25 protein-coding genes, 2 tRNA genes and 1 rRNA gene are annotated in these 18,315 nt (G+C 50.9%); 22 read left to right on the forward strand and 6 right to left on the reverse strand.

Translation table 11 applies throughout. The features are described 5' to 3' along the window. Positions 1-9 precede the first annotated feature (9 nt). The 13 genes from rpsE to C3F35_RS14030 all read left to right on the forward strand — a co-directional run bounded on the left by rpsE (position 10) and on the right by C3F35_RS14030 (position 6,828). Entirely contained in the window at positions 10-510 is a 501-nt protein-coding gene (rpsE, locus tag C3F35_RS13970) for a 30S ribosomal protein S5 (protein WP_007369821.1), read from the forward strand. A 6-nt stretch (positions 511-516) separates the two neighbouring features. Beyond that, complete coding sequence (gene rpmD, locus C3F35_RS13975) at positions 517-696, forward strand: 50S ribosomal protein L30 (protein WP_003863301.1); 180 nt, start codon at positions 517-519, stop codon at positions 694-696. Between the two features lie 3 nt (positions 697-699). Beyond that, a complete protein-coding gene (gene rplO / locus C3F35_RS13980; RefSeq protein WP_032614692.1) occupies positions 700-1,134 on the forward strand; it encodes a 50S ribosomal protein L15 in 435 nt (144 codons plus the stop codon). 7 nt (positions 1,135-1,141) lie between these two features. Then, positions 1,142-2,476, forward strand: a complete 1,335-nt coding sequence (gene secY / locus C3F35_RS13985; RefSeq protein ID WP_032614690.1) for a preprotein translocase subunit SecY — start codon at positions 1,142-1,144, stop codon at positions 2,474-2,476. Positions 2,477-2,504: 28 nt separating this feature from the next. After that, positions 2,505-2,621 carry a 50S ribosomal protein L36 gene (gene rpmJ, locus C3F35_RS13990; protein ID WP_000868187.1) on the forward strand — a complete coding sequence of 39 codons (117 nt, stop codon included), beginning with the start codon at positions 2,505-2,507 and terminating at the stop codon, positions 2,619-2,621. A gap of 146 nt (positions 2,622-2,767) precedes the next feature. Beyond that, complete coding sequence (gene rpsM / locus C3F35_RS13995; protein WP_003031135.1) at positions 2,768-3,124, forward strand: 30S ribosomal protein S13; 357 nt, start codon at positions 2,768-2,770, stop codon at positions 3,122-3,124. A gap of 16 nt (positions 3,125-3,140) precedes the next feature. Next, positions 3,141-3,530: a 30S ribosomal protein S11 gene (rpsK, locus tag C3F35_RS14000; protein ID WP_003863312.1), complete on the forward strand. Its 390-nt coding sequence runs from the start codon at positions 3,141-3,143 to the stop codon at positions 3,528-3,530. A 34-nt stretch (positions 3,531-3,564) separates the two neighbouring features. Next, positions 3,565-4,185, forward strand: coding sequence for a 30S ribosomal protein S4 (gene rpsD / locus C3F35_RS14005; protein ID WP_032614687.1), 621 nt, complete (start codon positions 3,565-3,567; stop codon positions 4,183-4,185). Positions 4,186-4,210: 25 nt separating this feature from the next. Beyond that, positions 4,211-5,200: a DNA-directed RNA polymerase subunit alpha gene (locus tag C3F35_RS14010; RefSeq protein ID WP_002919219.1), complete on the forward strand. Its 990-nt coding sequence runs from the start codon at positions 4,211-4,213 to the stop codon at positions 5,198-5,200. Positions 5,201-5,240: 40 nt separating this feature from the next. Next, positions 5,241-5,624 (forward strand): 50S ribosomal protein L17, encoded by a 384-nt coding sequence (rplQ, locus tag C3F35_RS14015; RefSeq protein WP_001216368.1) that lies wholly within the window; start codon positions 5,241-5,243, stop codon positions 5,622-5,624. 106 nt (positions 5,625-5,730) lie between these two features. Further along, a complete protein-coding gene (locus C3F35_RS14020; RefSeq protein ID WP_103793554.1) occupies positions 5,731-6,099 on the forward strand; it encodes a DUF1992 domain-containing protein in 369 nt (122 codons plus the stop codon). Between the two features lie 2 nt (positions 6,100-6,101). Continuing rightward, the gene (gene zntR, locus C3F35_RS14025) at positions 6,102-6,527 is read left to right on the forward strand and encodes a Zn(2+)-responsive transcriptional regulator (RefSeq protein WP_032614684.1); all 426 of its coding nucleotides are present in this window, start codon (positions 6,102-6,104) and stop codon (positions 6,525-6,527) included. 55 nt (positions 6,528-6,582) lie between these two features. After that, entirely contained in the window at positions 6,583-6,828 is a 246-nt protein-coding gene (locus C3F35_RS14030) for an alternative ribosome-rescue factor A (protein ID WP_103793553.1), read from the forward strand. Here C3F35_RS14030 and mscL read toward each other — a convergent pair. From mscL to def, 5 genes are all read right to left on the reverse strand, one after another. Next, positions 6,796-7,212: a large-conductance mechanosensitive channel protein MscL gene (mscL, locus tag C3F35_RS14035; RefSeq protein WP_032614681.1), complete on the reverse strand. Its 417-nt coding sequence runs from the start codon at positions 7,210-7,212 to the stop codon at positions 6,796-6,798. The two genes, C3F35_RS14030 and mscL, sit on opposite strands and share 33 nt — an antisense overlap. Before the next feature lie 146 nt (positions 7,213-7,358). Then, positions 7,359-8,735: a Trk system potassium transporter TrkA gene (trkA, locus tag C3F35_RS14040; RefSeq protein WP_032614678.1), complete on the reverse strand. Its 1,377-nt coding sequence runs from the start codon at positions 8,733-8,735 to the stop codon at positions 7,359-7,361. 22 nt (positions 8,736-8,757) lie between these two features. After that, a complete protein-coding gene (gene rsmB / locus C3F35_RS14045; protein WP_103793557.1) occupies positions 8,758-10,044 on the reverse strand; it encodes a 16S rRNA (cytosine(967)-C(5))-methyltransferase RsmB in 1,287 nt (428 codons plus the stop codon). Between the two features lie 52 nt (positions 10,045-10,096). Next, the gene (gene fmt, locus C3F35_RS14050) at positions 10,097-11,044 is read right to left on the reverse strand and encodes a methionyl-tRNA formyltransferase (RefSeq protein WP_103793552.1); all 948 of its coding nucleotides are present in this window, start codon (positions 11,042-11,044) and stop codon (positions 10,097-10,099) included. Between the two features lie 25 nt (positions 11,045-11,069). Then, a complete protein-coding gene (def, locus tag C3F35_RS14055; RefSeq protein WP_032614674.1) occupies positions 11,070-11,579 on the reverse strand; it encodes a peptide deformylase in 510 nt (169 codons plus the stop codon). A 127-nt stretch (positions 11,580-11,706) separates the two neighbouring features. On the opposite strand from def, the gene dprA reads away from it, so the two are divergent. The 6 genes from dprA to C3F35_RS14085 are packed head-to-tail and all read left to right on the forward strand — an operon-like array spanning position 11,707 to position 15,490. Next, positions 11,707-12,831: a DNA-protecting protein DprA gene (dprA, locus tag C3F35_RS14060; RefSeq protein WP_103793551.1), complete on the forward strand. Its 1,125-nt coding sequence runs from the start codon at positions 11,707-11,709 to the stop codon at positions 12,829-12,831. Next, positions 12,803-13,276, forward strand: coding sequence for a DUF494 family protein Smg (smg, locus tag C3F35_RS14065; RefSeq protein ID WP_032614670.1), 474 nt, complete (start codon positions 12,803-12,805; stop codon positions 13,274-13,276). The genes dprA and smg overlap by 29 nt, the downstream gene beginning before the upstream one ends. Positions 13,277-13,302: 26 nt before the next feature. Continuing rightward, positions 13,303-13,857, forward strand: a complete 555-nt coding sequence (locus C3F35_RS14070; RefSeq protein ID WP_032614667.1) for a DNA topoisomerase family protein — start codon at positions 13,303-13,305, stop codon at positions 13,855-13,857. Then, the gene (gene tsaC, locus C3F35_RS14075; protein WP_032614665.1) at positions 13,850-14,422 is read left to right on the forward strand and encodes an L-threonylcarbamoyladenylate synthase type 1 TsaC; all 573 of its coding nucleotides are present in this window, start codon (positions 13,850-13,852) and stop codon (positions 14,420-14,422) included. The genes C3F35_RS14070 and tsaC overlap by 8 nt, the downstream gene beginning before the upstream one ends. Positions 14,423-14,426: 4 nt before the next feature. After that, a complete protein-coding gene (gene aroE, locus C3F35_RS14080; RefSeq protein WP_103793550.1) occupies positions 14,427-15,245 on the forward strand; it encodes a shikimate dehydrogenase in 819 nt (272 codons plus the stop codon). Next, the gene (locus C3F35_RS14085) at positions 15,242-15,490 is read left to right on the forward strand and encodes a DUF1488 domain-containing protein (protein ID WP_077228022.1); all 249 of its coding nucleotides are present in this window, start codon (positions 15,242-15,244) and stop codon (positions 15,488-15,490) included. Before aroE ends, C3F35_RS14085 begins: the two co-directional genes overlap by 4 nt. On the opposite strand, the gene C3F35_RS14090 is transcribed toward C3F35_RS14085, so the two are convergent. Beyond that, complete coding sequence (locus tag C3F35_RS14090; protein ID WP_103793549.1) at positions 15,466-16,020, reverse strand: gamma carbonic anhydrase family protein; 555 nt, start codon at positions 16,018-16,020, stop codon at positions 15,466-15,468. The two genes, C3F35_RS14085 and C3F35_RS14090, sit on opposite strands and share 25 nt — an antisense overlap. A gap of 471 nt (positions 16,021-16,491) precedes the next feature. Here C3F35_RS14090 and C3F35_RS14105 point away from each other — a divergent pair. The 3 genes from C3F35_RS14105 to C3F35_RS14115 all read left to right on the forward strand — a co-directional run bounded on the left by C3F35_RS14105 (position 16,492) and on the right by C3F35_RS14115 (position 18,304). Beyond that, positions 16,492-18,031, forward strand: a 16S ribosomal RNA gene (locus C3F35_RS14105). Between the two features lie 71 nt (positions 18,032-18,102). Beyond that, positions 18,103-18,179: transfer RNA gene (locus C3F35_RS14110), tRNA-Ile, on the forward strand. 49 nt (positions 18,180-18,228) lie between these two features. Then, positions 18,229-18,304: transfer RNA gene (locus C3F35_RS14115), tRNA-Ala, on the forward strand. Positions 18,305-18,315: the final 11 nt, after the last annotated feature.

An 18,315-nucleotide genomic window follows, 5' to 3' on the forward strand; every position in this document is an offset into this window, starting at 1 on the left:
AGGTGTAAGATGGCTCACATCGAAAAACAGGCTGGCGAACTGCAGGAAAAGCTGATCGCGGTTAACCGCGTATCTAAAACCGTTAAAGGTGGTCGTATTTTCTCCTTCACAGCTCTGACTGTTGTTGGTGATGGTAATGGCCGCGTAGGTTTTGGTTACGGTAAAGCGCGTGAAGTTCCAGCAGCGATCCAGAAAGCGATGGAAAAAGCCCGTCGCAATATGATTAACGTCGCGCTGAACCACGGCACCCTGCAGCACCCAGTTAAGGGTACTCACACGGGTTCTCGTGTCTTCATGCAGCCAGCTTCCGAAGGTACCGGTATCATCGCCGGTGGTGCAATGCGCGCCGTTCTGGAAGTTGCTGGAGTTCATAACGTTCTGGCTAAAGCATATGGTTCCACCAACCCGATCAACGTGGTTCGTGCAACTATTGATGGCCTGGAAAATATGAAATCTCCAGAAATGGTCGCTGCCAAGCGTGGTAAATCCGTTGAAGAAATTCTGGGGTAATTGACCATGGCAAAGACTATTAAAATTACACAAACCCGCAGTGCAATCGGACGTCTGCCGAAACACAAGGCAACTCTGCTTGGCCTGGGTCTGCGTCGTATTGGTCATACCGTTGAGCGCGAGGATACTCCTGCTGTTCGTGGTATGGTCAACGCGGTTTACTTCATGGTTAAAGTTGAGGAGTAAGAGATGCGTTTAAATACTCTGTCTCCGGCCGAAGGCTCTAAAAAGGCGGGTAAACGCCTGGGTCGTGGTATCGGTTCTGGCCTCGGCAAAACCGGTGGTCGTGGTCACAAAGGTCAGAACTCTCGTTCTGGCGGTGGCGTACGTCGCGGTTTCGAGGGTGGCCAGATGCCACTGTACCGTCGTCTGCCGAAGTTCGGCTTCACCTCTCGCAAATCAGCGATCACAGCCGAAGTTCGTCTGTCTGACCTGGCGAAAGTTGAAGGCGGCGTTGTAGACCTGAACACGCTGAAAGCAGCAAACATTATCGGTATCCAGATCGAGTTCGCGAAAGTGATCCTGGCTGGTGAAGTTTCTACTCCGGTAACTGTTCGTGGCCTGCGTGTTACTAAAGGTGCTCGTGCTGCTATCGAAGCTGCTGGCGGTAAAATCGAGGAATAAGTAGCAGATGGCTAAACAACCGGGATTAGATTTTCAAAGTGCCAAAGGTGGCTTAGGCGAGCTGAAACGCAGACTGTTGTTTGTAATCGGTGCGCTTATTGTGTTCCGTATTGGCTCTTTTATTCCGATCCCTGGTATTGATGCCGCTGTACTTGCCAAACTGCTTGAGCAACAGCGTGGCACCATCATTGAAATGTTTAACATGTTCTCTGGTGGTGCTCTCAGCCGTGCTTCAATCTTTGCTTTGGGTATCATGCCGTATATTTCGGCATCGATCATTATCCAGCTGCTGACGGTCGTTCATCCGACCTTGGCAGAGCTGAAGAAAGAAGGGGAGTCTGGTCGTCGTAAGATCAGCCAGTACACCCGTTACGGCACTCTGGTGCTGGCGATATTCCAGTCGATCGGTATTGCTACCGGTCTACCGAATATGCCTGGTATGCAGGGCCTGGTTATTAACCCAGGCTTTGCATTCTATTTCACCGCTGTTGTAAGTCTGGTTTCAGGAACGATGTTCCTGATGTGGCTCGGCGAACAAATTACTGAACGAGGTATCGGCAACGGTATTTCGATCATTATCTTCGCTGGTATTGTTGCGGGTCTCCCGCCAGCCATCGCCCATACTATCGAGCAAGCGCGTCAAGGCGACCTGCACTTCCTCCTGTTGCTGTTGGTTGCAGTATTAGTATTTGCAGTGACGTTCTTTGTTATCTTCGTTGAACGTGGTCAACGCCGCATTGTGGTAAACTACGCGAAACGTCAGCAAGGTCGTCGTGTCTATGCTGCACAGAGCACACATTTACCGCTGAAAGTGAATATGGCAGGGGTAATCCCGGCAATCTTCGCTTCCAGTATTATTCTGTTCCCGGCGACCATCGCGTCATGGTTCGGGGGCGGGACTGGTTGGAACTGGCTGACAACAATTTCGCTGTATTTGCAGCCTGGGCAACCACTTTATGTGTTACTCTATGCGTCTGCGATCATCTTCTTCTGTTTCTTCTACACGGCGTTGGTCTTCAACCCGCGTGAAACAGCAGATAACCTGAAGAAGTCCGGTGCATTTGTACCAGGAATTCGTCCGGGAGAGCAAACGGCGAAGTATATCGATAAAGTAATGACTCGCCTGACTTTGGTTGGTGCGCTTTATATTACTTTTATTTGCCTGATCCCGGAGTTCATGCGTGATGCAATGAAAGTACCGTTCTACTTCGGTGGAACCTCACTGCTTATCGTTGTTGTCGTGATTATGGACTTTATGGCTCAAGTGCAAACTCTGATGATGTCAAGTCAGTACGAGTCTGCATTGAAGAAGGCGAACCTTAAAGGCTACGGCCGACAATAGGTCGCTCGAGAAGTTACGGAGAGTAAAAATGAAAGTTCGTGCTTCCGTCAAGAAATTATGCCGTAACTGCAAAATCGTTAAGCGTGATGGTGTCATCCGTGTGATTTGCAGTGCCGAGCCGAAGCATAAACAGCGCCAAGGCTGATTATTTCGCATATTTTTCTTGCAAAGTTGGGTTGAGCTGGCTAGATTAGCCAGCCAATCTTTTGTATGTCTGTACGTTTCCATTTGAGTATCCTGAAAACGGGCTTTTCAGCATGGTGCGTACATATTAAATAGTAGGAGTGCATAGTGGCCCGTATAGCAGGCATTAACATTCCTGATCAGAAACATGCTGTGATCGCATTAACTTCGATCTACGGCGTCGGCAAGACCCGTTCCAAAGCCATTCTGGCTGCAGCGGGTATCGCTGAAGATGTTAAGATCAGTGAGCTGTCTGAAGAACAAATCGACACGCTGCGTGACGAAGTTGCCAAATTTGTCGTTGAAGGTGATCTGCGCCGTGAAGTTAGCATGAGCATCAAGCGCCTTATGGATCTTGGTTGCTATCGCGGTTTGCGTCATCGTCGTGGTCTCCCGGTTCGCGGCCAGCGTACCAAGACCAACGCACGTACCCGTAAGGGTCCGCGCAAACCGATCAAGAAATAATCGGGGTGATTGAATAATGGCAAAGGCACCAGTTCGTGCACGTAAGCGTGTAAGAAAACAAGTCTCTGACGGCGTGGCTCATATCCATGCTTCTTTCAACAACACCATCGTTACTATTACTGATCGTCAGGGTAACGCACTGGGTTGGGCAACAGCCGGTGGTTCCGGTTTCCGTGGTTCACGCAAATCCACTCCGTTCGCAGCTCAGGTTGCAGCAGAGCGTTGCGCTGAAGCCGTAAAAGAATACGGCATCAAGAATCTGGAAGTTATGGTAAAAGGTCCGGGTCCAGGTCGCGAATCTACTGTTCGTGCTCTGAACGCCGCTGGTTTCCGCATCACGAATATTACTGATGTGACTCCGATCCCTCATAACGGTTGTCGTCCGCCGAAAAAACGTCGCGTATAACGCGTTCGTTTTCTAGGATTGTTGGAGATAGAAAATGGCAAGATATTTGGGTCCTAAGCTCAAGCTGAGCCGTCGTGAGGGCACCGACTTATTCCTTAAGTCTGGCGTTCGCGCGATCGATACCAAGTGTAAAATTGAACAAGCTCCTGGCCAGCACGGTGCGCGTAAACCGCGTCTGTCTGACTATGGTGTGCAGTTGCGTGAAAAGCAGAAAGTTCGCCGTATGTACGGTGTGCTGGAGCGTCAGTTCCGTAACTACTATAAAGAAGCAGCACGTCTGAAAGGCAACACCGGTGAAAACCTGTTGGCTCTGCTGGAAGGCCGTCTGGACAACGTAGTATACCGTATGGGCTTTGGTGCCACTCGTGCTGAAGCACGTCAGATGGTTAGCCATAAAGCAATCATGGTAAACGGTCGTGTTGTTAACATCGCTTCTTATCAGGTTAAAGCGAATGACGTTGTTAGCATTCGTGAGAAAGCGAAAAAGCAATCTCGCGTGAAAGCCGCTCTGGAGCTGGCTGAGCAGCGTGAAAAGCCAACCTGGCTGGAAGTTGATGCTGGCAAGATGGAAGGCACGTTCAAGCGTCAGCCGGAACGTTCTGATCTGTCTGCGGACATTAACGAACACCTGATCGTCGAGCTTTACTCCAAGTAAAGCTTAGTACCAAAGAGAGGACACAATGCAGGGTTCTGTGACAGAGTTTCTAAAACCGCGCCTGGTAGATATCGAGCAAGTGAGTTCGACGCACGCCAAGGTGACCCTTGAGCCTTTAGAGCGTGGCTTTGGCCATACTCTGGGTAACGCACTGCGCCGTATTCTGCTCTCATCGATGCCGGGTTGCGCGGTGACCGAGGTTGAGATTGATGGTGTACTTCATGAGTACAGCACCAAAGAAGGCGTTCAGGAAGATATCCTTGAAATCCTGCTCAACCTGAAAGGGCTGGCGGTGAGAGTTCAGGGTAAAGATGAAGTTATTCTTACTCTGAATAAATCTGGCATTGGCCCTGTGACTGCAGCCGATATCACCCACGACGGTGATGTCGAAATCGTCAAGCCGCAGCACGTGATCTGCCACCTGACCGATGAGAACGCAGCTATTAGCATGCGTATCAAAGTTCAGCGCGGTCGTGGTTATGTGCCGGCTTCTGCCCGAATTCATTCGGAAGAAGATGAGCGCCCAATCGGCCGTCTGCTGGTCGACGCATGCTACAGCCCTGTAGAGCGTATTGCCTACAATGTTGAAGCAGCGCGTGTAGAACAGCGTACCGACCTGGACAAGCTGGTCATCGAAATGGAAACCAACGGCACAATCGATCCTGAAGAGGCGATTCGTCGTGCGGCAACCATCCTGGCAGAACAACTGGAAGCTTTCGTTGACTTACGTGATGTACGTCAGCCGGAAGTGAAAGAAGAGAAACCAGAATTCGATCCGATCCTGCTGCGCCCTGTTGACGATCTGGAATTGACTGTCCGCTCTGCTAACTGCCTCAAGGCAGAAGCTATCCACTATATCGGTGATCTGGTACAGCGTACCGAGGTTGAGTTGCTGAAAACGCCGAACCTGGGTAAAAAATCTCTTACTGAGATTAAAGACGTGCTGGCTTCACGTGGTCTGTCTCTGGGCATGCGCCTGGAAAACTGGCCACCGGCAAGCATTGCTGACGAGTAACCGGATCACAGGTTAAGGTTTTACTGAGAAGGATAAGGTCATGCGCCATCGTAAGAGTGGTCGTCAACTGAACCGCAACAGCAGCCATCGCCAGGCTATGTTCCGCAACATGGCAGGTTCACTGGTTCGTCATGAGATCATCAAGACGACCCTGCCTAAAGCGAAAGAGCTGCGTCGCGTAGTTGAGCCGCTGATTACTCTTGCCAAGACTGACAGCGTTGCTAATCGTCGTCTGGCATTCGCCCGTACTCGTGATAACGAGATCGTGGCAAAACTGTTTAACGAACTGGGCCCGCGTTTCGCGAGCCGTGCCGGTGGTTACACTCGTATTCTGAAGTGTGGCTTCCGTGCAGGCGACAACGCGCCGATGGCTTACATCGAGCTGGTTGATCGTTCAGAGAAAGCAGAAGCTGCTGCAGAGTAATCTGCAGTAACGTAAAAAAACCCGCTTCGGCGGGTTTTTTTATATCTGCTGTATCCCCACTTTCCTACAATAGTCGTATTCTTTTCGTTCTCTGCGGAGTTTTGCTATGTGGTTACTTGACCAGTGGGCAGAACGACACATTCTTGATGCTCAACGCCAGGGTGAATTTGATAACCTGCCTGGTAGTGGATGCCCATTAATACTGGATGATGATTCACATGTTCCTGCTGAACTGAGAGCAGGTTATCGAATGTTGAAAAATGCTGGTTGCCTGCCGCCAGAACTTGAGCAGCGTAAAGAGGCAGTTGAGCTTGCTCAATTACTCAGTACAGTCAGACAAGGATCTCCCGAGCATACGGATTACAGCCGGCGACTCGCACTTCTTGAGCTTAAGCTTCGACAGGCGGGTGTAAGCACAAATTTCCTGCACGGCGACTACGCTGACCGGCTAGTGAAAAAAATGAATGAGGATTAGCGATGTATCGTATTGGTGAGATTGCCAAGCTGGCTGATGTCACGCCTGACACCATTCGTTATTACGAAAAACAGCAGATGATGGAGCATGAAATTCGCACTGAAGGTGGCTTTCGGTTGTATACCGATAAGGATCTTCAGCGGTTGAAGTTCATTCGTCACGCCCGACAGCTGGGTTTTACGCTGGAATCGATCCGTGAACTGCTGTCGATCCGCATCGATCCTGAACACCACACCTGCCAGGAATCAAAAAGCATTGTGCAGGCTAGACTGAGTGAAGTCGAAGCGCGTATCGAAGAGTTACAAACGATGCGCCTGTCTCTACAGCGGCTGAACGATGCTTGTTGTGGCACTGCTCATAGTAGCGTCTACTGCTCTATCCTCGAAACACTCGAGCAGGGGGCAAACGGGGAAACGCGCGGCTGTTGATTTTATTTATCTCAGATTTTACACTCGCGTGGATATTGTCTATACCGGAGAAATCATGAGCCATTATCAGCATAAGAAAGGGCAAATCAACGATAACGCTATTGAAGCATTATTACATGATCCTTTATTCAGGCAGCGAATTGAGAAGAATAAGAAAGGGAAAGGAAGTTATCTACGTAAAAATAAACATGCGAAACGGGGTAACTGGGAGGCCAGTGGCAAGCAAGCAAATCGCTTTCTTACCACTGGCCTTCTTGCTTTCAAAGCCTTACAAAGTACGGTTGTTTTGCGCTTTCAGTAAGTCACGAATTTCTGTCAGCAATACTTCTTCTTTCGAGGGGGCTGCCGGCGCAGCCGGTTCTTCTTTTTTCTTACGATTCAATCTATTGATCAGCTTGATGGCCATAAAGATGGCAAAAGCAACAATCACAAAATCAAATACGTTTTGAATAAACACGCCGTAATGCATTACCACTGCAGGAATATCACCTTGTGCTTCACGCAGTGTTATAGCGAACTGTTTGAAATCGATCCCGCCAATCAATAATCCCAGCGGGGGCATGATAATATCGGCAACCAGTGATGAAACGATCTTACCAAACGCTGCACCAATAATTACACCTACAGCCAAATCCACTACATTCCCGCGCATCGCAAATTCGCGAAATTCTTTAATAAAACTCATTTTGTTCTCCTTGTGCCAGCTGACAAATACAAGTTTAACAAATCATTAGCGGATTGCCATTGAAGAGAGACATGCGTCACAGAAATATAACCCTTACATATTATTGGGTTATAAAAAAAGGTGCTGATAACAGCACCCTTCAGGCATTACAGGAAGAAAGGACTTGGCTGGAACAGACGTTCGACGTCGGTAATAAACTTTTTATCTGTCAGGAACATGATTACATGATCGCCTTGCTCAATGCGCAAGTTATCATTGGCGATCATCACATCATTACCGCGCACTACCGCACCAATGATGGTCCCCGGCGGGAGCTTAATTTCGTCGATAGTACGCCCTACCACACGGGAAGTACTTTCATCTCCGTGCGCCACGGCTTCGATAGCTTCTGCCACTCCGCGACGTAGAGAAGACACACCCACGATGTCCGCTTTACGCACATGGCTCAGCAGGGCAGAAATAGTGGCCTGTTGCGGTGAAATTGCGATATCAATGACGCTGCCTTGTACCAAATCGACATACGCCCGACGCTGAATAAGCACCATGACTTTCTTCGCGCCCATCCGTTTTGCCAGCATCGCTGACATGATGTTGGCTTCATCGTCATTGGTGACCGCAATGAAAAGATCAACTTGATCGATATGCTCTTCGGCGAGCAACTCTTGATCCGACGCATCGCCATAAAAAACGATCGTATTTTGCAGTTTTTCTGCCAGCTCAGAAGCTCGCTGTTGATCGCGTTCGATCAGTTTAACGCTGTAATCTTTTTCCAACTGGCGAGCCAGACCGGCACCGATATTACCGCCCCCAACCAGCATGATGCGTTTATAGGGTTTTTCCAGTCGCTGAAGTTCACTCATTACTGCACGAATGTGCTGCGATGCAGCAATAAAGAAGACTTCATCTCCGGCTTCGACAATGGTAGAGCCTTGCGGTCGGATAGGGCGATCATGACGGAAGATCGCGGCGACACGGGTATCAATATGCGGCATATGTTCGCGCATGGTGGAAAGCGCGTTGCCAATCAGTGGGCCACCATAATAGGCTTTGACCACTGCAAGACTGACTTTACCTTCCGCGAAATTCACCACCTGCAGTGCGCCCGGGTATTCAATCAGTCGGTAGATGCTGTCGATAACCAGCTGTTCTGGAGCAATCAAATGGTCGATAGGAACCGCATCGGAATGAAACAGCTTATCGGCATCGCGGACATAATCCGGGGAGCGGATACGTGCAATGCGGTTTGGGGTGTTGAAGAGTGAATAGGCGACCTGACAGGCAACCATATTAGTCTCATCGGAACTGGTAACAGCAACCAGCATATCGGCATCATCAGCACCGGCTTCACGTAACACCCGTGGATGAGAACCATGCCCCTGAACCACACGCAGATCAAATTTATCCTGCAGGCTGCGCAGACGATCGCCATTGGTATCAACGATTGTGATGTCGTTATTCTCACCGACCAGGTTTTCCGCCAGCGTACCGCCCACCTGTCCCGCGCCCAGAATGATTATCTTCATATCTTGTGACCCGTTTTCAACATCACTCTTTGATTAGCTTAGCGTAAAAGAAGCCGTCGCCTTCTTCTGCCCCAGGCAGGTTTTGTTTGCCGGGCTGCTCTGGTGTACCGGTCAGATGCAGACGGGCATTGGGCGTACGCTTCAGGAAGGCCGCGATCTGCTGACTGTTCTCTTCTGGCAATACGGAACAGGTGGCATAAACCAGCGTCCCGCCGCTTTTCAGATGTGGCCAGATGGCATCCAGAATCTCTGACTGCAGCTGTGCCAGCTCTTTAATATCCCGATCGCGGCGTAACCATTTAATATCAGGATGGCGGCGGATCACCCCGGTAGCGGAACAAGGGGCATCCAGTAAAATACGGTCGAACTGCTCATCTCCGCACCACTGAGCAGGTGTACGTCCGTCGCCCTGTTTGACCTCGGCCTTCATGCCCAGACGTTTAAGATTATCGTAAACACGTGAAAGACGCTGTTCGTCAACATCGACCGCCATTACGCTTGCCTGCGGTGCGACTTCCAGAATATGCGTTGTCTTACCGCCAGGCGCGGCGCACAGATCAAGGATACGTTCGCCATTTTGCGGTTCAAGCCAGGTCATGCAACCCTGGGCAGAGGCATCCTGAACGGTAACCCAGCCCTGTTCAAACCCTGGAAGAGCATGCACCGGCGCTGGCGCGGCCAGACGAACCGCATCACTATAATTCGGATGCGGGAATCCACTCATCCCGGCTTCTTCCAGTAGTGCCAGCCACGCATCGCGGGAGTGGTGGTTGCGGTTGACGCGTAACCACATAGGCGGTCGCTGGTTATTAGCCTCAACCAGCGTTTCCCACTGCTGAGGATAGGCTTTTTGCAGACGTTTTAATAACCAGTCGGGATGCAGGAAACGTTTTTCCGAGCGGGCAAATTCAGTCAGCAATTCATCCTGCTGACGCTGGAACTGGCGTAAAACGCCATTAACCAGCCCTTTAAGCTGCGGACGTTTTACCGCAACTGCACCTTCTACCGTCTCGGCCAGTGCGGCATGAGGCGGAATACGGGTATGCAGTAACTGATAGAAGCCGACCATGATCAGATAATGAAGTACGCGCTGTTTGCCTGCCATCGGGCGCGCCATTAGTTTTCCGATCAGCCACTCCAGCTGCGGTAAGGTGCGCAGAACGCCAAAGCACAACTCCTGAAGAAGCGCCTTATCTTTATCGGAAACTTTTTGCTGTAATGGTGGCAGGACATTGCTCAATGATTGGCCCTGTTCGACCACTTGTTCAATTGCCTGCGCTGCCAGGCTGCGTAAATTTTGTTTTTTCATAACCGCAAAAATAAAAATGCCCGGAAACACCGGGCCTTAAATGGAGATGATCTCAGGCGAGACTATTGCCAGGCGTAAACCATTCACGGCGTGAGTTCAGAAGATCCTGCGCGCTCATGGCTTTTTTACCGGCTGGTTGTAAGGATTCCAGATTCAGGATCCCTTCAACAGTTGCGACCTGAATACCCTGCTTATTCGCTTCAACAATTGTTCCGGGTGCGGCATTGACTGGTCCGGCAATGACGGAGGCCTGCCAGACTTTCACCGGCTGCCCGTCTATTTCCAGCCAGCTCATTGGCCAGGGATTAAATGCCCGAATGCACCGTTCAAGCTGGGCTGCAGGAAGTGACCAGTCGAGGCGGGCCTCTTCTTTGCTGAGCTTCTCGGCATAGGTCACCAGGGCTTCGTCCTGGACTTCCGGTTGAACACGGTTATCCGCCAGCTGCTGCAGCGTATCAATAAGACCTTTTGGCCCAAGCTCCGCCAGTTTGTCATACAGCGTGGCGCTGGTGTCTTCGTCTGTAATAGGGCAAGAAAGCTTATAAAGCATGTCGCCGGTATCCAGACCCACGTCCATCTGCATAATCGTCACGCCAGTGTCAGTATCTCCGGCCCACAACGAACGTTGAATCGGTGCTGCGCCGCGCCAACGCGGAAGCAGTGAACCGTGGACATTAATGCAACCCAGGCGCGGCATATCCAGTACCGCTTTTGGCAGAATGAGGCCATATGCCACAACCACCATGACATCCGCATTCAAATCTGTGACCAGCTGCTGGTTTTCCTGCGGCCGCAACGAAGCAGGCTGGAAAACCGGTAAGCCGTGTTCTTCTGCCAGCACTTTAACCGGGCTCGGCATCAATTTTTTACCGCGGCCTGCCGGGCGGTCGGGCTGAGTAAAAACGCCAACAACCTGATGGCCAGACGACAACAGCGCGTCCAGATGACGCGCTGCGAAGTCAGGTGTTCCTGCGAAGATGATACGTAGTGATGTAGACACGTTAATCCTTGTATCCGGGGTCACGTTATGCGCGAGCGCGCATGCGGTCCAGTTTCTCTACTTTCTGACGAATACGCTGCTGTTTCAATGGAGAGAGGTAATCGATAAACAGCTTACCGACCAGATGATCCATTTCATGCTGAATGCAGATTGCCAGGAGATCGTCCGCTTCCAGTTCGAATGGCTTACCGTCGCGATCAAGCGCACGTATTTTAACTTTCTCTGCGCGAGGAACCAGCGCACGCTGCTCAGGAATGGAGAGACAGCCTTCTTCGATTCCGGTTTCACCGCTTTTTTCCAGTAACTCCGGGTTAATTAATACCAGGCGTTCTTCACGGTTTTCGGAAACATCAATCACGATAATGCGCTGATGAATATCTACCTGCGTAGCTGCGAGACCGATACCTTCTTCGGCGTACATCGTGTCGAACATATCATCAATGATACGTTGCGTTTCTGCATTCACTTCTTTAACCGGTTCGGCGACTTTGCGAAGGCGCTCGTCCGGGATATGTAACACTTGCAAAACTGCCATATTTTTCCAGAGTCGTATTCAGGAGTTGATAAGAATATAACCTCTATTCTAGACAAAACCCCCTCTGATTGACAGCATCAGTGACCAATCGCAAAGATTGCCAGAGCGGCTTGTGGCAGGGGAAAGGATGACATCCACAGAGATATGGTTACGCCTGATAAGTATTGGAGAATTATACGGCGATAAGATGATGGCGATAGCGCAGCAGTTGCAGCGTGAACCCCACATTGATAACACTGCGCTGGCAGGCGTGGGGCTGACCCAAAAGCAAAAGACGCGCTTCTTTTCATTTTCGGCGCATGAGCTGGAACGCAGCATGCAATGGCTGGCAGAGCCAGGCCATCACCTGTTATGTGCTGACAATGCCTTGTACCCCGTCCAGCTGCGCGCAATTTCGGATTACCCTGGCGCCCTGTTCGTCATGGGGGATGTGCGGGTGCTGTCGAGCCTGCAGCTAGCCGTCGTGGGTAGCCGTTCCCACTCCTGGTACGGAGAGCGATGGGGCAAGATCCTGTGTGAACAGTTAGCCCAGGCGGGCCTGACAATTACCAGCGGTCTGGCCTGTGGGATTGATGGGGTTGCACATCGTGCCGCGCTTAATGTTAAAGGGAAAAGCGTGGCGGTTTTAGGCAATGGCTTGTCCGGCATCTATCCCCGCCGGCATCACTCGCTGGCCATGCAGCTTGTTGAGGGCGGTGGCGCTGTGGTTTCGGAGTTTCCTCTCGCTACGCCGCCATGGCCCGGTAATTTTCCCCGGCGTAACCGTATCATTAGTGGCCTCAGCCAGGGGGTGTTCGTTATCGAAGCCCTATTAAAGAGTGGTTCACTCGTTACGGCGAAATGTGCACTCGAACAGGGGCGTGAAGTCTTTGCGCTGCCAGGGGCGATTGGAAATCCAGGATGTGAGGGGCCGCACTGGTTAATTAAGCAGGGAGCCACGGCAGTAACGGCGGTCGAAGATATTCTGGAAAGTTTGCAATATGGCCTTAACTGGCTGCCTGAGGATCACGAAAATTGGCTTTATTCATCAGATCAGGACCAGGTAGCATTGCCATTTCCTGAGCTCCTGGCTAACGTAGGAGATGAGGTAACACCTGTTGACGTTGTCGCTGAACGTGCCGGCCAACCTGTGCCAGTAACGGTAGCACAGCTACTCGAACTGGAGTTAGCAGGATGGATCGCAGCTGTACCCGGCGGCTATGTCCGATTAAGGAGGGCAAGCCATGTTCGACGTACTCATGTATTTGTTTGAGACTTACATCCATAACGAAGCTGAAGCACGCGTGGATCAGGACAAACTTACACGCGATCTTACCGATGCAGGTTTCGAACGGGAAGATATTTACAACGCGTTAATATGGCTCGAAAAACTGGCTGATTATCAGGAAGGCCTCGCCGAACCGATGCAGTTGGCTTCCGATCCACTGTCTGTACGCATTTATACGGCTGAAGAGTGTGAAAGGCTGGATGCCAGTTGCCGGGGATTTGTTTTATTCCTTGAGCAGATTCAGGTGCTGAACCTCGAAACGCGAGAAATGGTGATAGAGCGCGTCATGGCGCTGGATACGGCAGAATTTGAGCTGGAAGATCTGAAATGGGTCATCCTGATGGTTCTGTTCAACATTCCAGGCTGTGAAAATGCCTATCAACAAATGGAAGAATTACTCTTTGAAGTGAATGAAGGTATGCTGCATTAATTCATCATGCAGCACCAAGAGTTGTTATGGCCAAATCAGCACTATTTACGGTGCACAAAAATGAGCCATGCCCGCAGTGCGGGGCAGAGCTTGTAATCCGGTCCGGTAAACACGGGCCGTTTCTCGGTTGTTCACACTATCCAGACTGTGATTATGTCCGTCCCCTGAAAAGTCAGGCGGACGGGCATATTGTTAAAGTTCTGGAGGGACAGGCATGCCCGCAATGTGGCAGCGATCTGGCGCTGCGTCAGGGTCGCTATGGCATGTTTATCGGGTGTAGTCGCTATCCTGAATGTGAACATACTGAACAGATTGATAAACCCGATGAGACAGCCCTGGCCTGTCCACAATGTGACAGCGGCCACCTTGTTCAACGGCGTTCACGTTATGGTAAGACATTCCATTCCTGCGATCGTTATCCTGAATGTCAATTCGTGACTAATTTCAAACCGGTGGCGGGAAGCTGTCCTGAGTGCCACTACCCGCTACTTATCGAGAAGAAAACGGCGCAAGGCATGAAGCGTTTTTGCGCCAGTAAACAATGTGGAAAGCCGGTTTCGGCGGATCAAAAAAGTGAATAATAACCTGCAATCAGACTCCATTGCGCATGCAGTGGACGTACTGAATAAAGAAGATGTCATCGCTTATCCAACAGAAGCTGTTTTTGGGGTGGGATGCGATCCCGACAGCGAATTAGCCGTATCGCGCCTGTTAACACTCAAACAAAGGCCGGTTGAAAAAGGGCTGATTCTCATTGCTGCCAGTTTCGACCAGCTTAAACCTTATATTGATGATTCCATGTTGACGTCTGCGCAACGTGAAACTATTTTTGCGGCCTGGCCGGGTCCCGTGACCTTTGTATTCCCTGCGCTGCCGACGACACCGCGGTGGCTGACGGGACGGTTTGATTCACTCGCCGTTCGCGTAACAGACCATCCCTTGGTTATCGAACTCTGCCATCGTTTTGGTAAACCGCTGGTATCTACCAGCGCCAATCTGACGGGGTTGCCTCCATGCCGCACCGCAGAAGAGGTGTTAGCGCAGTTTGGTAACGATTTTCCTGTGGTTATCGGTGAAACCGGTGGTCGCCTGAATCCGTCAGAAATTCGTGATGCTTTGACCGGCGAACGTTTTCGCCAGGGGTAATGAGATGGAAGCGTACGCCGTTTTTGGTAATCCAATCGCTCACAGCAAGTCACCGTTTATTCATCAGCAGTTTGCGCAGCAGCTGCACATTGATCATCCTTATGGTCGTGTACTTGCGCCTGTCGATGACTTTGTCATGACGTTGAATAACTTTTTTGCTGGTGGCGGAAAAGGGGCAAATGTCACCGTGCCTTTTAAGGAAGAGGCATTCGAGCGTGCCGATGAATTAACGGAACGTGCGTCTCTCGCGGGAGCGGTGAATACCCTTAAACGGCTTGAAGATGGCCGGATTCTGGGGGATAACACGGACGGTATCGGCTTGCTGAGCGATCTGGAGCGGCTATCATTTATCAAACCAGGCACGCGCGTCCTGTTGATAGGTGCGGGTGGGGCTTCGCGTGGGGTTATTTTACCGCTGCTCTCTCTGGATTGCGCTGTGACCATAACGAATCGTACTTATTCCCGTGCCGTAGAGCTGGCCACCTTGTTTGCCCATACCGGGAGCATTCATGCGGTGGACATGGATGCGTTAAGCGGTCATGAATTTGATCTGATCATTAATGCGACCTCGAGCGGTATTGCTGGCGAGGTTCCCGCCATTCCTTCTTCATTAGTTAACGCGCATGTTCATTGCTACGACATGTTCTACCAAAAAGGCAAAACGTCTTTTCTGAGCTGGTGTGAACAACACGGTGCAAAACATCTTGCTGATGGGCTGGGAATGCTGGTGGGGCAGGCCGCACATGCCGTACTGTTGTGGCACGGTGTATTGCCAGCAGTCGAACCCGTGATTGAAAAGCTCAAACAGGAGCTGTCGGCATGAACCAGGCGATCCAGTTTTCGGACCGGGAAACATGGGACGACGAAAAGCTGGCCGTCTGTTTTCCCGCTCTGGTGAACGGCATGCAAATGATGTGTGCGATTGAAGGGGCAACGCTGGTTCGTCGTTTTGGCGAAGGCCTGCCACTCACTCTTTTTCGTGAACATCGCTGGGATCTGGAAGAAGAAGCCAGCGATGCGATCCGTGCAGGCGAAGAAGACGATCAGGGCTGGTTCTGGCTCTCTTGATCCAGATAGTCATTCTTCCACTTAACATAGTTATTGGCTGAGTACTTCAGGCCTTCCTTTTCCGCTTCTGTCAGGGGGCGGATTTGTTTCACCGGGCTACCTAAATAAAGAAAGCCGCTTTCTAACCGCTTATTTTGCGGAACCAGACTCCCGGCACCAATCATCACATCATCTTCTACTACCACACCATCCAATAAAATAGATCCCATACCCACCAGAACACGATTGCCGATGGTGCAGCCGTGCAGCATCACCTTATGACCCACAGTAACTTCTTCACCAACGATCAGCGGGTTGCCTTCAGGGTTATAAAAGGATTTATGGGTAACGTGCAGCACGCTGCCATCCTGAATATTGGTGCGTGCGCCGATGGAGACATAGTTAACATCTCCACGGATGGCAACCAGGGGCCAGATACTGACGTCGTCGCCCATACGGACATCACCAATGACCACACTACTGCTGTCGATCAAGACGCGATCGCCTTTTTTGGGGAAAAGATCTTTGTAGGGACGGAGTGCTACAGACATATCAACCTCGACTGATGTGCTTTTTATAGAAACTTTGATCCTATTATTCTGCTTGATCAAGGAGGAATTGCGTCATTATTTGAGCGGATCGCGTGGGATTTCGGCGAAAAGAACGAAAAAAGAACAGTCAGTAGAAAAGATCGAAAAAATGCTTGTGCTAAAAACTGGGATCCCTATAATGCGCCTCCATCGACACGGCGGATGTGAATCACTTCACACAAACAGCCGGGCCGGTTGAAGAGAAAAGCGTGAAATAATCGCTTGACTCTGAAAGAGGAAAGCGTAATATACGCCACCTCGCAACGGTGAGCGAAAGCCGCGTTGCACTGCTCTTTAACAATTTATCAGACAATCTGTGTGGGCACTCAAAGTGACATGGATTCTTAACGTCCTCGGACGAAAAATGAATACCAAGTCTCTGAGTGAACATACGTAATTCATTACGAAGTTTAATTCACGAGCATCAAACTTAAATTGAAGAGTTTGATCATGGCTCAGATTGAACGCTGGCGGCAGGCCTAACACATGCAAGTCGAACGGTAGCACAGAGAGCTTGCTCTCGGGTGACGAGTGGCGGACGGGTGAGTAATGTCTGGGAAACTGCCTGATGGAGGGGGATAACTACTGGAAACGGTAGCTAATACCGCATAACGTCGCAAGACCAAAGAGGGGGACCTTCGGGCCTCTTGCCATCAGATGTGCCCAGATGGGATTAGCTAGTAGGTGGGGTAATGGCTCACCTAGGCGACGATCCCTAGCTGGTCTGAGAGGATGACCAGCCACACTGGAACTGAGACACGGTCCAGACTCCTACGGGAGGCAGCAGTGGGGAATATTGCACAATGGGCGCAAGCCTGATGCAGCCATGCCGCGTGTATGAAGAAGGCCTTCGGGTTGTAAAGTACTTTCAGCGGGGAGGAAGGTGTTGTGGTTAATAACCGCAGCAATTGACGTTACCCGCAGAAGAAGCACCGGCTAACTCCGTGCCAGCAGCCGCGGTAATACGGAGGGTGCAAGCGTTAATCGGAATTACTGGGCGTAAAGCGCACGCAGGCGGTCTGTCAAGTCGGATGTGAAATCCCCGGGCTCAACCTGGGAACTGCATTCGAAACTGGCAGGCTAGAGTCTTGTAGAGGGGGGTAGAATTCCAGGTGTAGCGGTGAAATGCGTAGAGATCTGGAGGAATACCGGTGGCGAAGGCGGCCCCCTGGACAAAGACTGACGCTCAGGTGCGAAAGCGTGGGGAGCAAACAGGATTAGATACCCTGGTAGTCCACGCCGTAAACGATGTCGACTTGGAGGTTGTTCCCTTGAGGAGTGGCTTCCGGAGCTAACGCGTTAAGTCGACCGCCTGGGGAGTACGGCCGCAAGGTTAAAACTCAAATGAATTGACGGGGGCCCGCACAAGCGGTGGAGCATGTGGTTTAATTCGATGCAACGCGAAGAACCTTACCTACTCTTGACATCCAGAGAACTTAGCAGAGATGCTTTGGTGCCTTCGGGAACTCTGAGACAGGTGCTGCATGGCTGTCGTCAGCTCGTGTTGTGAAATGTTGGGTTAAGTCCCGCAACGAGCGCAACCCTTATCCTTTGTTGCCAGCGGTCCGGCCGGGAACTCAAAGGAGACTGCCAGTGATAAACTGGAGGAAGGTGGGGATGACGTCAAGTCATCATGGCCCTTACGAGTAGGGCTACACACGTGCTACAATGGCGCATACAAAGAGAAGCGACCTCGCGAGAGCAAGCGGACCTCATAAAGTGCGTCGTAGTCCGGATTGGAGTCTGCAACTCGACTCCATGAAGTCGGAATCGCTAGTAATCGTAGATCAGAATGCTACGGTGAATACGTTCCCGGGCCTTGTACACACCGCCCGTCACACCATGGGAGTGGGTTGCAAAAGAAGTAGGTAGCTTAACCTTCGGGAGGGCGCTTACCACTTTGTGATTCATGACTGGGGTGAAGTCGTAACAAGGTAACCGTAGGGGAACCTGCGGTTGGATCACCTCCTTACCTTAAAGAACCTGCCTTTGTAGTGTCCACACAGATTGTCTGATGAAAAAGAAGCAGTAAAAAATCTCTGCAGGCTTGTAGCTCAGGTGGTTAGAGCGCACCCCTGATAAGGGTGAGGTCGGTGGTTCAAGTCCACTCAGGCCTACCAGACTCCTTGTGATAAAGGATGAGCGGTACAGAGATTAGCATTTTGCGATGGGGTTATAGCTCAGCTGGGAGAGCGCCTGCCTTGCACGCAGGAGGTCTGCGGTTCGATCCCGCATAGCTCCACCATCCTTTTACTG

Origin of the sequence: Leclercia sp. LSNIH3 (assembly GCF_002935105.1) — a bacterium.
GTDB lineage: Bacteria > Pseudomonadota > Gammaproteobacteria > Enterobacterales > Enterobacteriaceae > Enterobacter > Enterobacter adecarboxylatus.

What these genes read in the sequence shown, in the direction of transcription:
- rpsE (WP_007369821.1), top strand. Translation starts at nt 10, where the DNA reads ATGGCTCACATCGAAAAACAGGCTGGCGAACTGCAGGAAAAGCTGATC.
- rpmD (WP_003863301.1), top strand. Translation starts at nt 517, where the DNA reads ATGGCAAAGACTATTAAAATTACACAAACCCGCAGTGCAATCGGACGT.
- rplO (WP_032614692.1), top strand. Translation starts at nt 700, where the DNA reads ATGCGTTTAAATACTCTGTCTCCGGCCGAAGGCTCTAAAAAGGCGGGT.
- secY (WP_032614690.1), top strand. Translation starts at nt 1,142, where the DNA reads ATGGCTAAACAACCGGGATTAGATTTTCAAAGTGCCAAAGGTGGCTTA.
- rpmJ (WP_000868187.1), top strand. Translation starts at nt 2,505, where the DNA reads ATGAAAGTTCGTGCTTCCGTCAAGAAATTATGCCGTAACTGCAAAATC.
- rpsK (WP_003863312.1), top strand. Translation starts at nt 3,141, where the DNA reads ATGGCAAAGGCACCAGTTCGTGCACGTAAGCGTGTAAGAAAACAAGTC.
- rpsD (WP_032614687.1), top strand. Translation starts at nt 3,565, where the DNA reads ATGGCAAGATATTTGGGTCCTAAGCTCAAGCTGAGCCGTCGTGAGGGC.
- C3F35_RS14010 (WP_002919219.1), top strand. Translation starts at nt 4,211, where the DNA reads ATGCAGGGTTCTGTGACAGAGTTTCTAAAACCGCGCCTGGTAGATATC.
- rplQ (WP_001216368.1), top strand. Translation starts at nt 5,241, where the DNA reads ATGCGCCATCGTAAGAGTGGTCGTCAACTGAACCGCAACAGCAGCCAT.
- C3F35_RS14020 (WP_103793554.1), top strand. Translation starts at nt 5,731, where the DNA reads ATGTGGTTACTTGACCAGTGGGCAGAACGACACATTCTTGATGCTCAA.
- zntR (WP_032614684.1), top strand. Translation starts at nt 6,102, where the DNA reads ATGTATCGTATTGGTGAGATTGCCAAGCTGGCTGATGTCACGCCTGAC.
- C3F35_RS14030 (WP_103793553.1), top strand. Translation starts at nt 6,583, where the DNA reads ATGAGCCATTATCAGCATAAGAAAGGGCAAATCAACGATAACGCTATT.
- mscL (WP_032614681.1), bottom strand. Translation starts at nt 7,212, where the DNA reads ATGAGTTTTATTAAAGAATTTCGCGAATTTGCGATGCGCGGGAATGTA.
- trkA (WP_032614678.1), bottom strand. Translation starts at nt 8,735, where the DNA reads ATGAAGATAATCATTCTGGGCGCGGGACAGGTGGGCGGTACGCTGGCG.
- rsmB (WP_103793557.1), bottom strand. Translation starts at nt 10,044, where the DNA reads ATGAAAAAACAAAATTTACGCAGCCTGGCAGCGCAGGCAATTGAACAA.
- def (WP_032614674.1), bottom strand. Translation starts at nt 11,579, where the DNA reads ATGGCAGTTTTGCAAGTGTTACATATCCCGGACGAGCGCCTTCGCAAA.
- dprA (WP_103793551.1), top strand. Translation starts at nt 11,707, where the DNA reads ATGACATCCACAGAGATATGGTTACGCCTGATAAGTATTGGAGAATTA.
- smg (WP_032614670.1), top strand. Translation starts at nt 12,803, where the DNA reads ATGTTCGACGTACTCATGTATTTGTTTGAGACTTACATCCATAACGAA.
- C3F35_RS14070 (WP_032614667.1), top strand. Translation starts at nt 13,303, where the DNA reads ATGGCCAAATCAGCACTATTTACGGTGCACAAAAATGAGCCATGCCCG.
- aroE (WP_103793550.1), top strand. Translation starts at nt 14,427, where the DNA reads ATGGAAGCGTACGCCGTTTTTGGTAATCCAATCGCTCACAGCAAGTCA.
- C3F35_RS14085 (WP_077228022.1), top strand. Translation starts at nt 15,242, where the DNA reads ATGAACCAGGCGATCCAGTTTTCGGACCGGGAAACATGGGACGACGAA.
- C3F35_RS14090 (WP_103793549.1), bottom strand. Translation starts at nt 16,020, where the DNA reads ATGTCTGTAGCACTCCGTCCCTACAAAGATCTTTTCCCCAAAAAAGGC.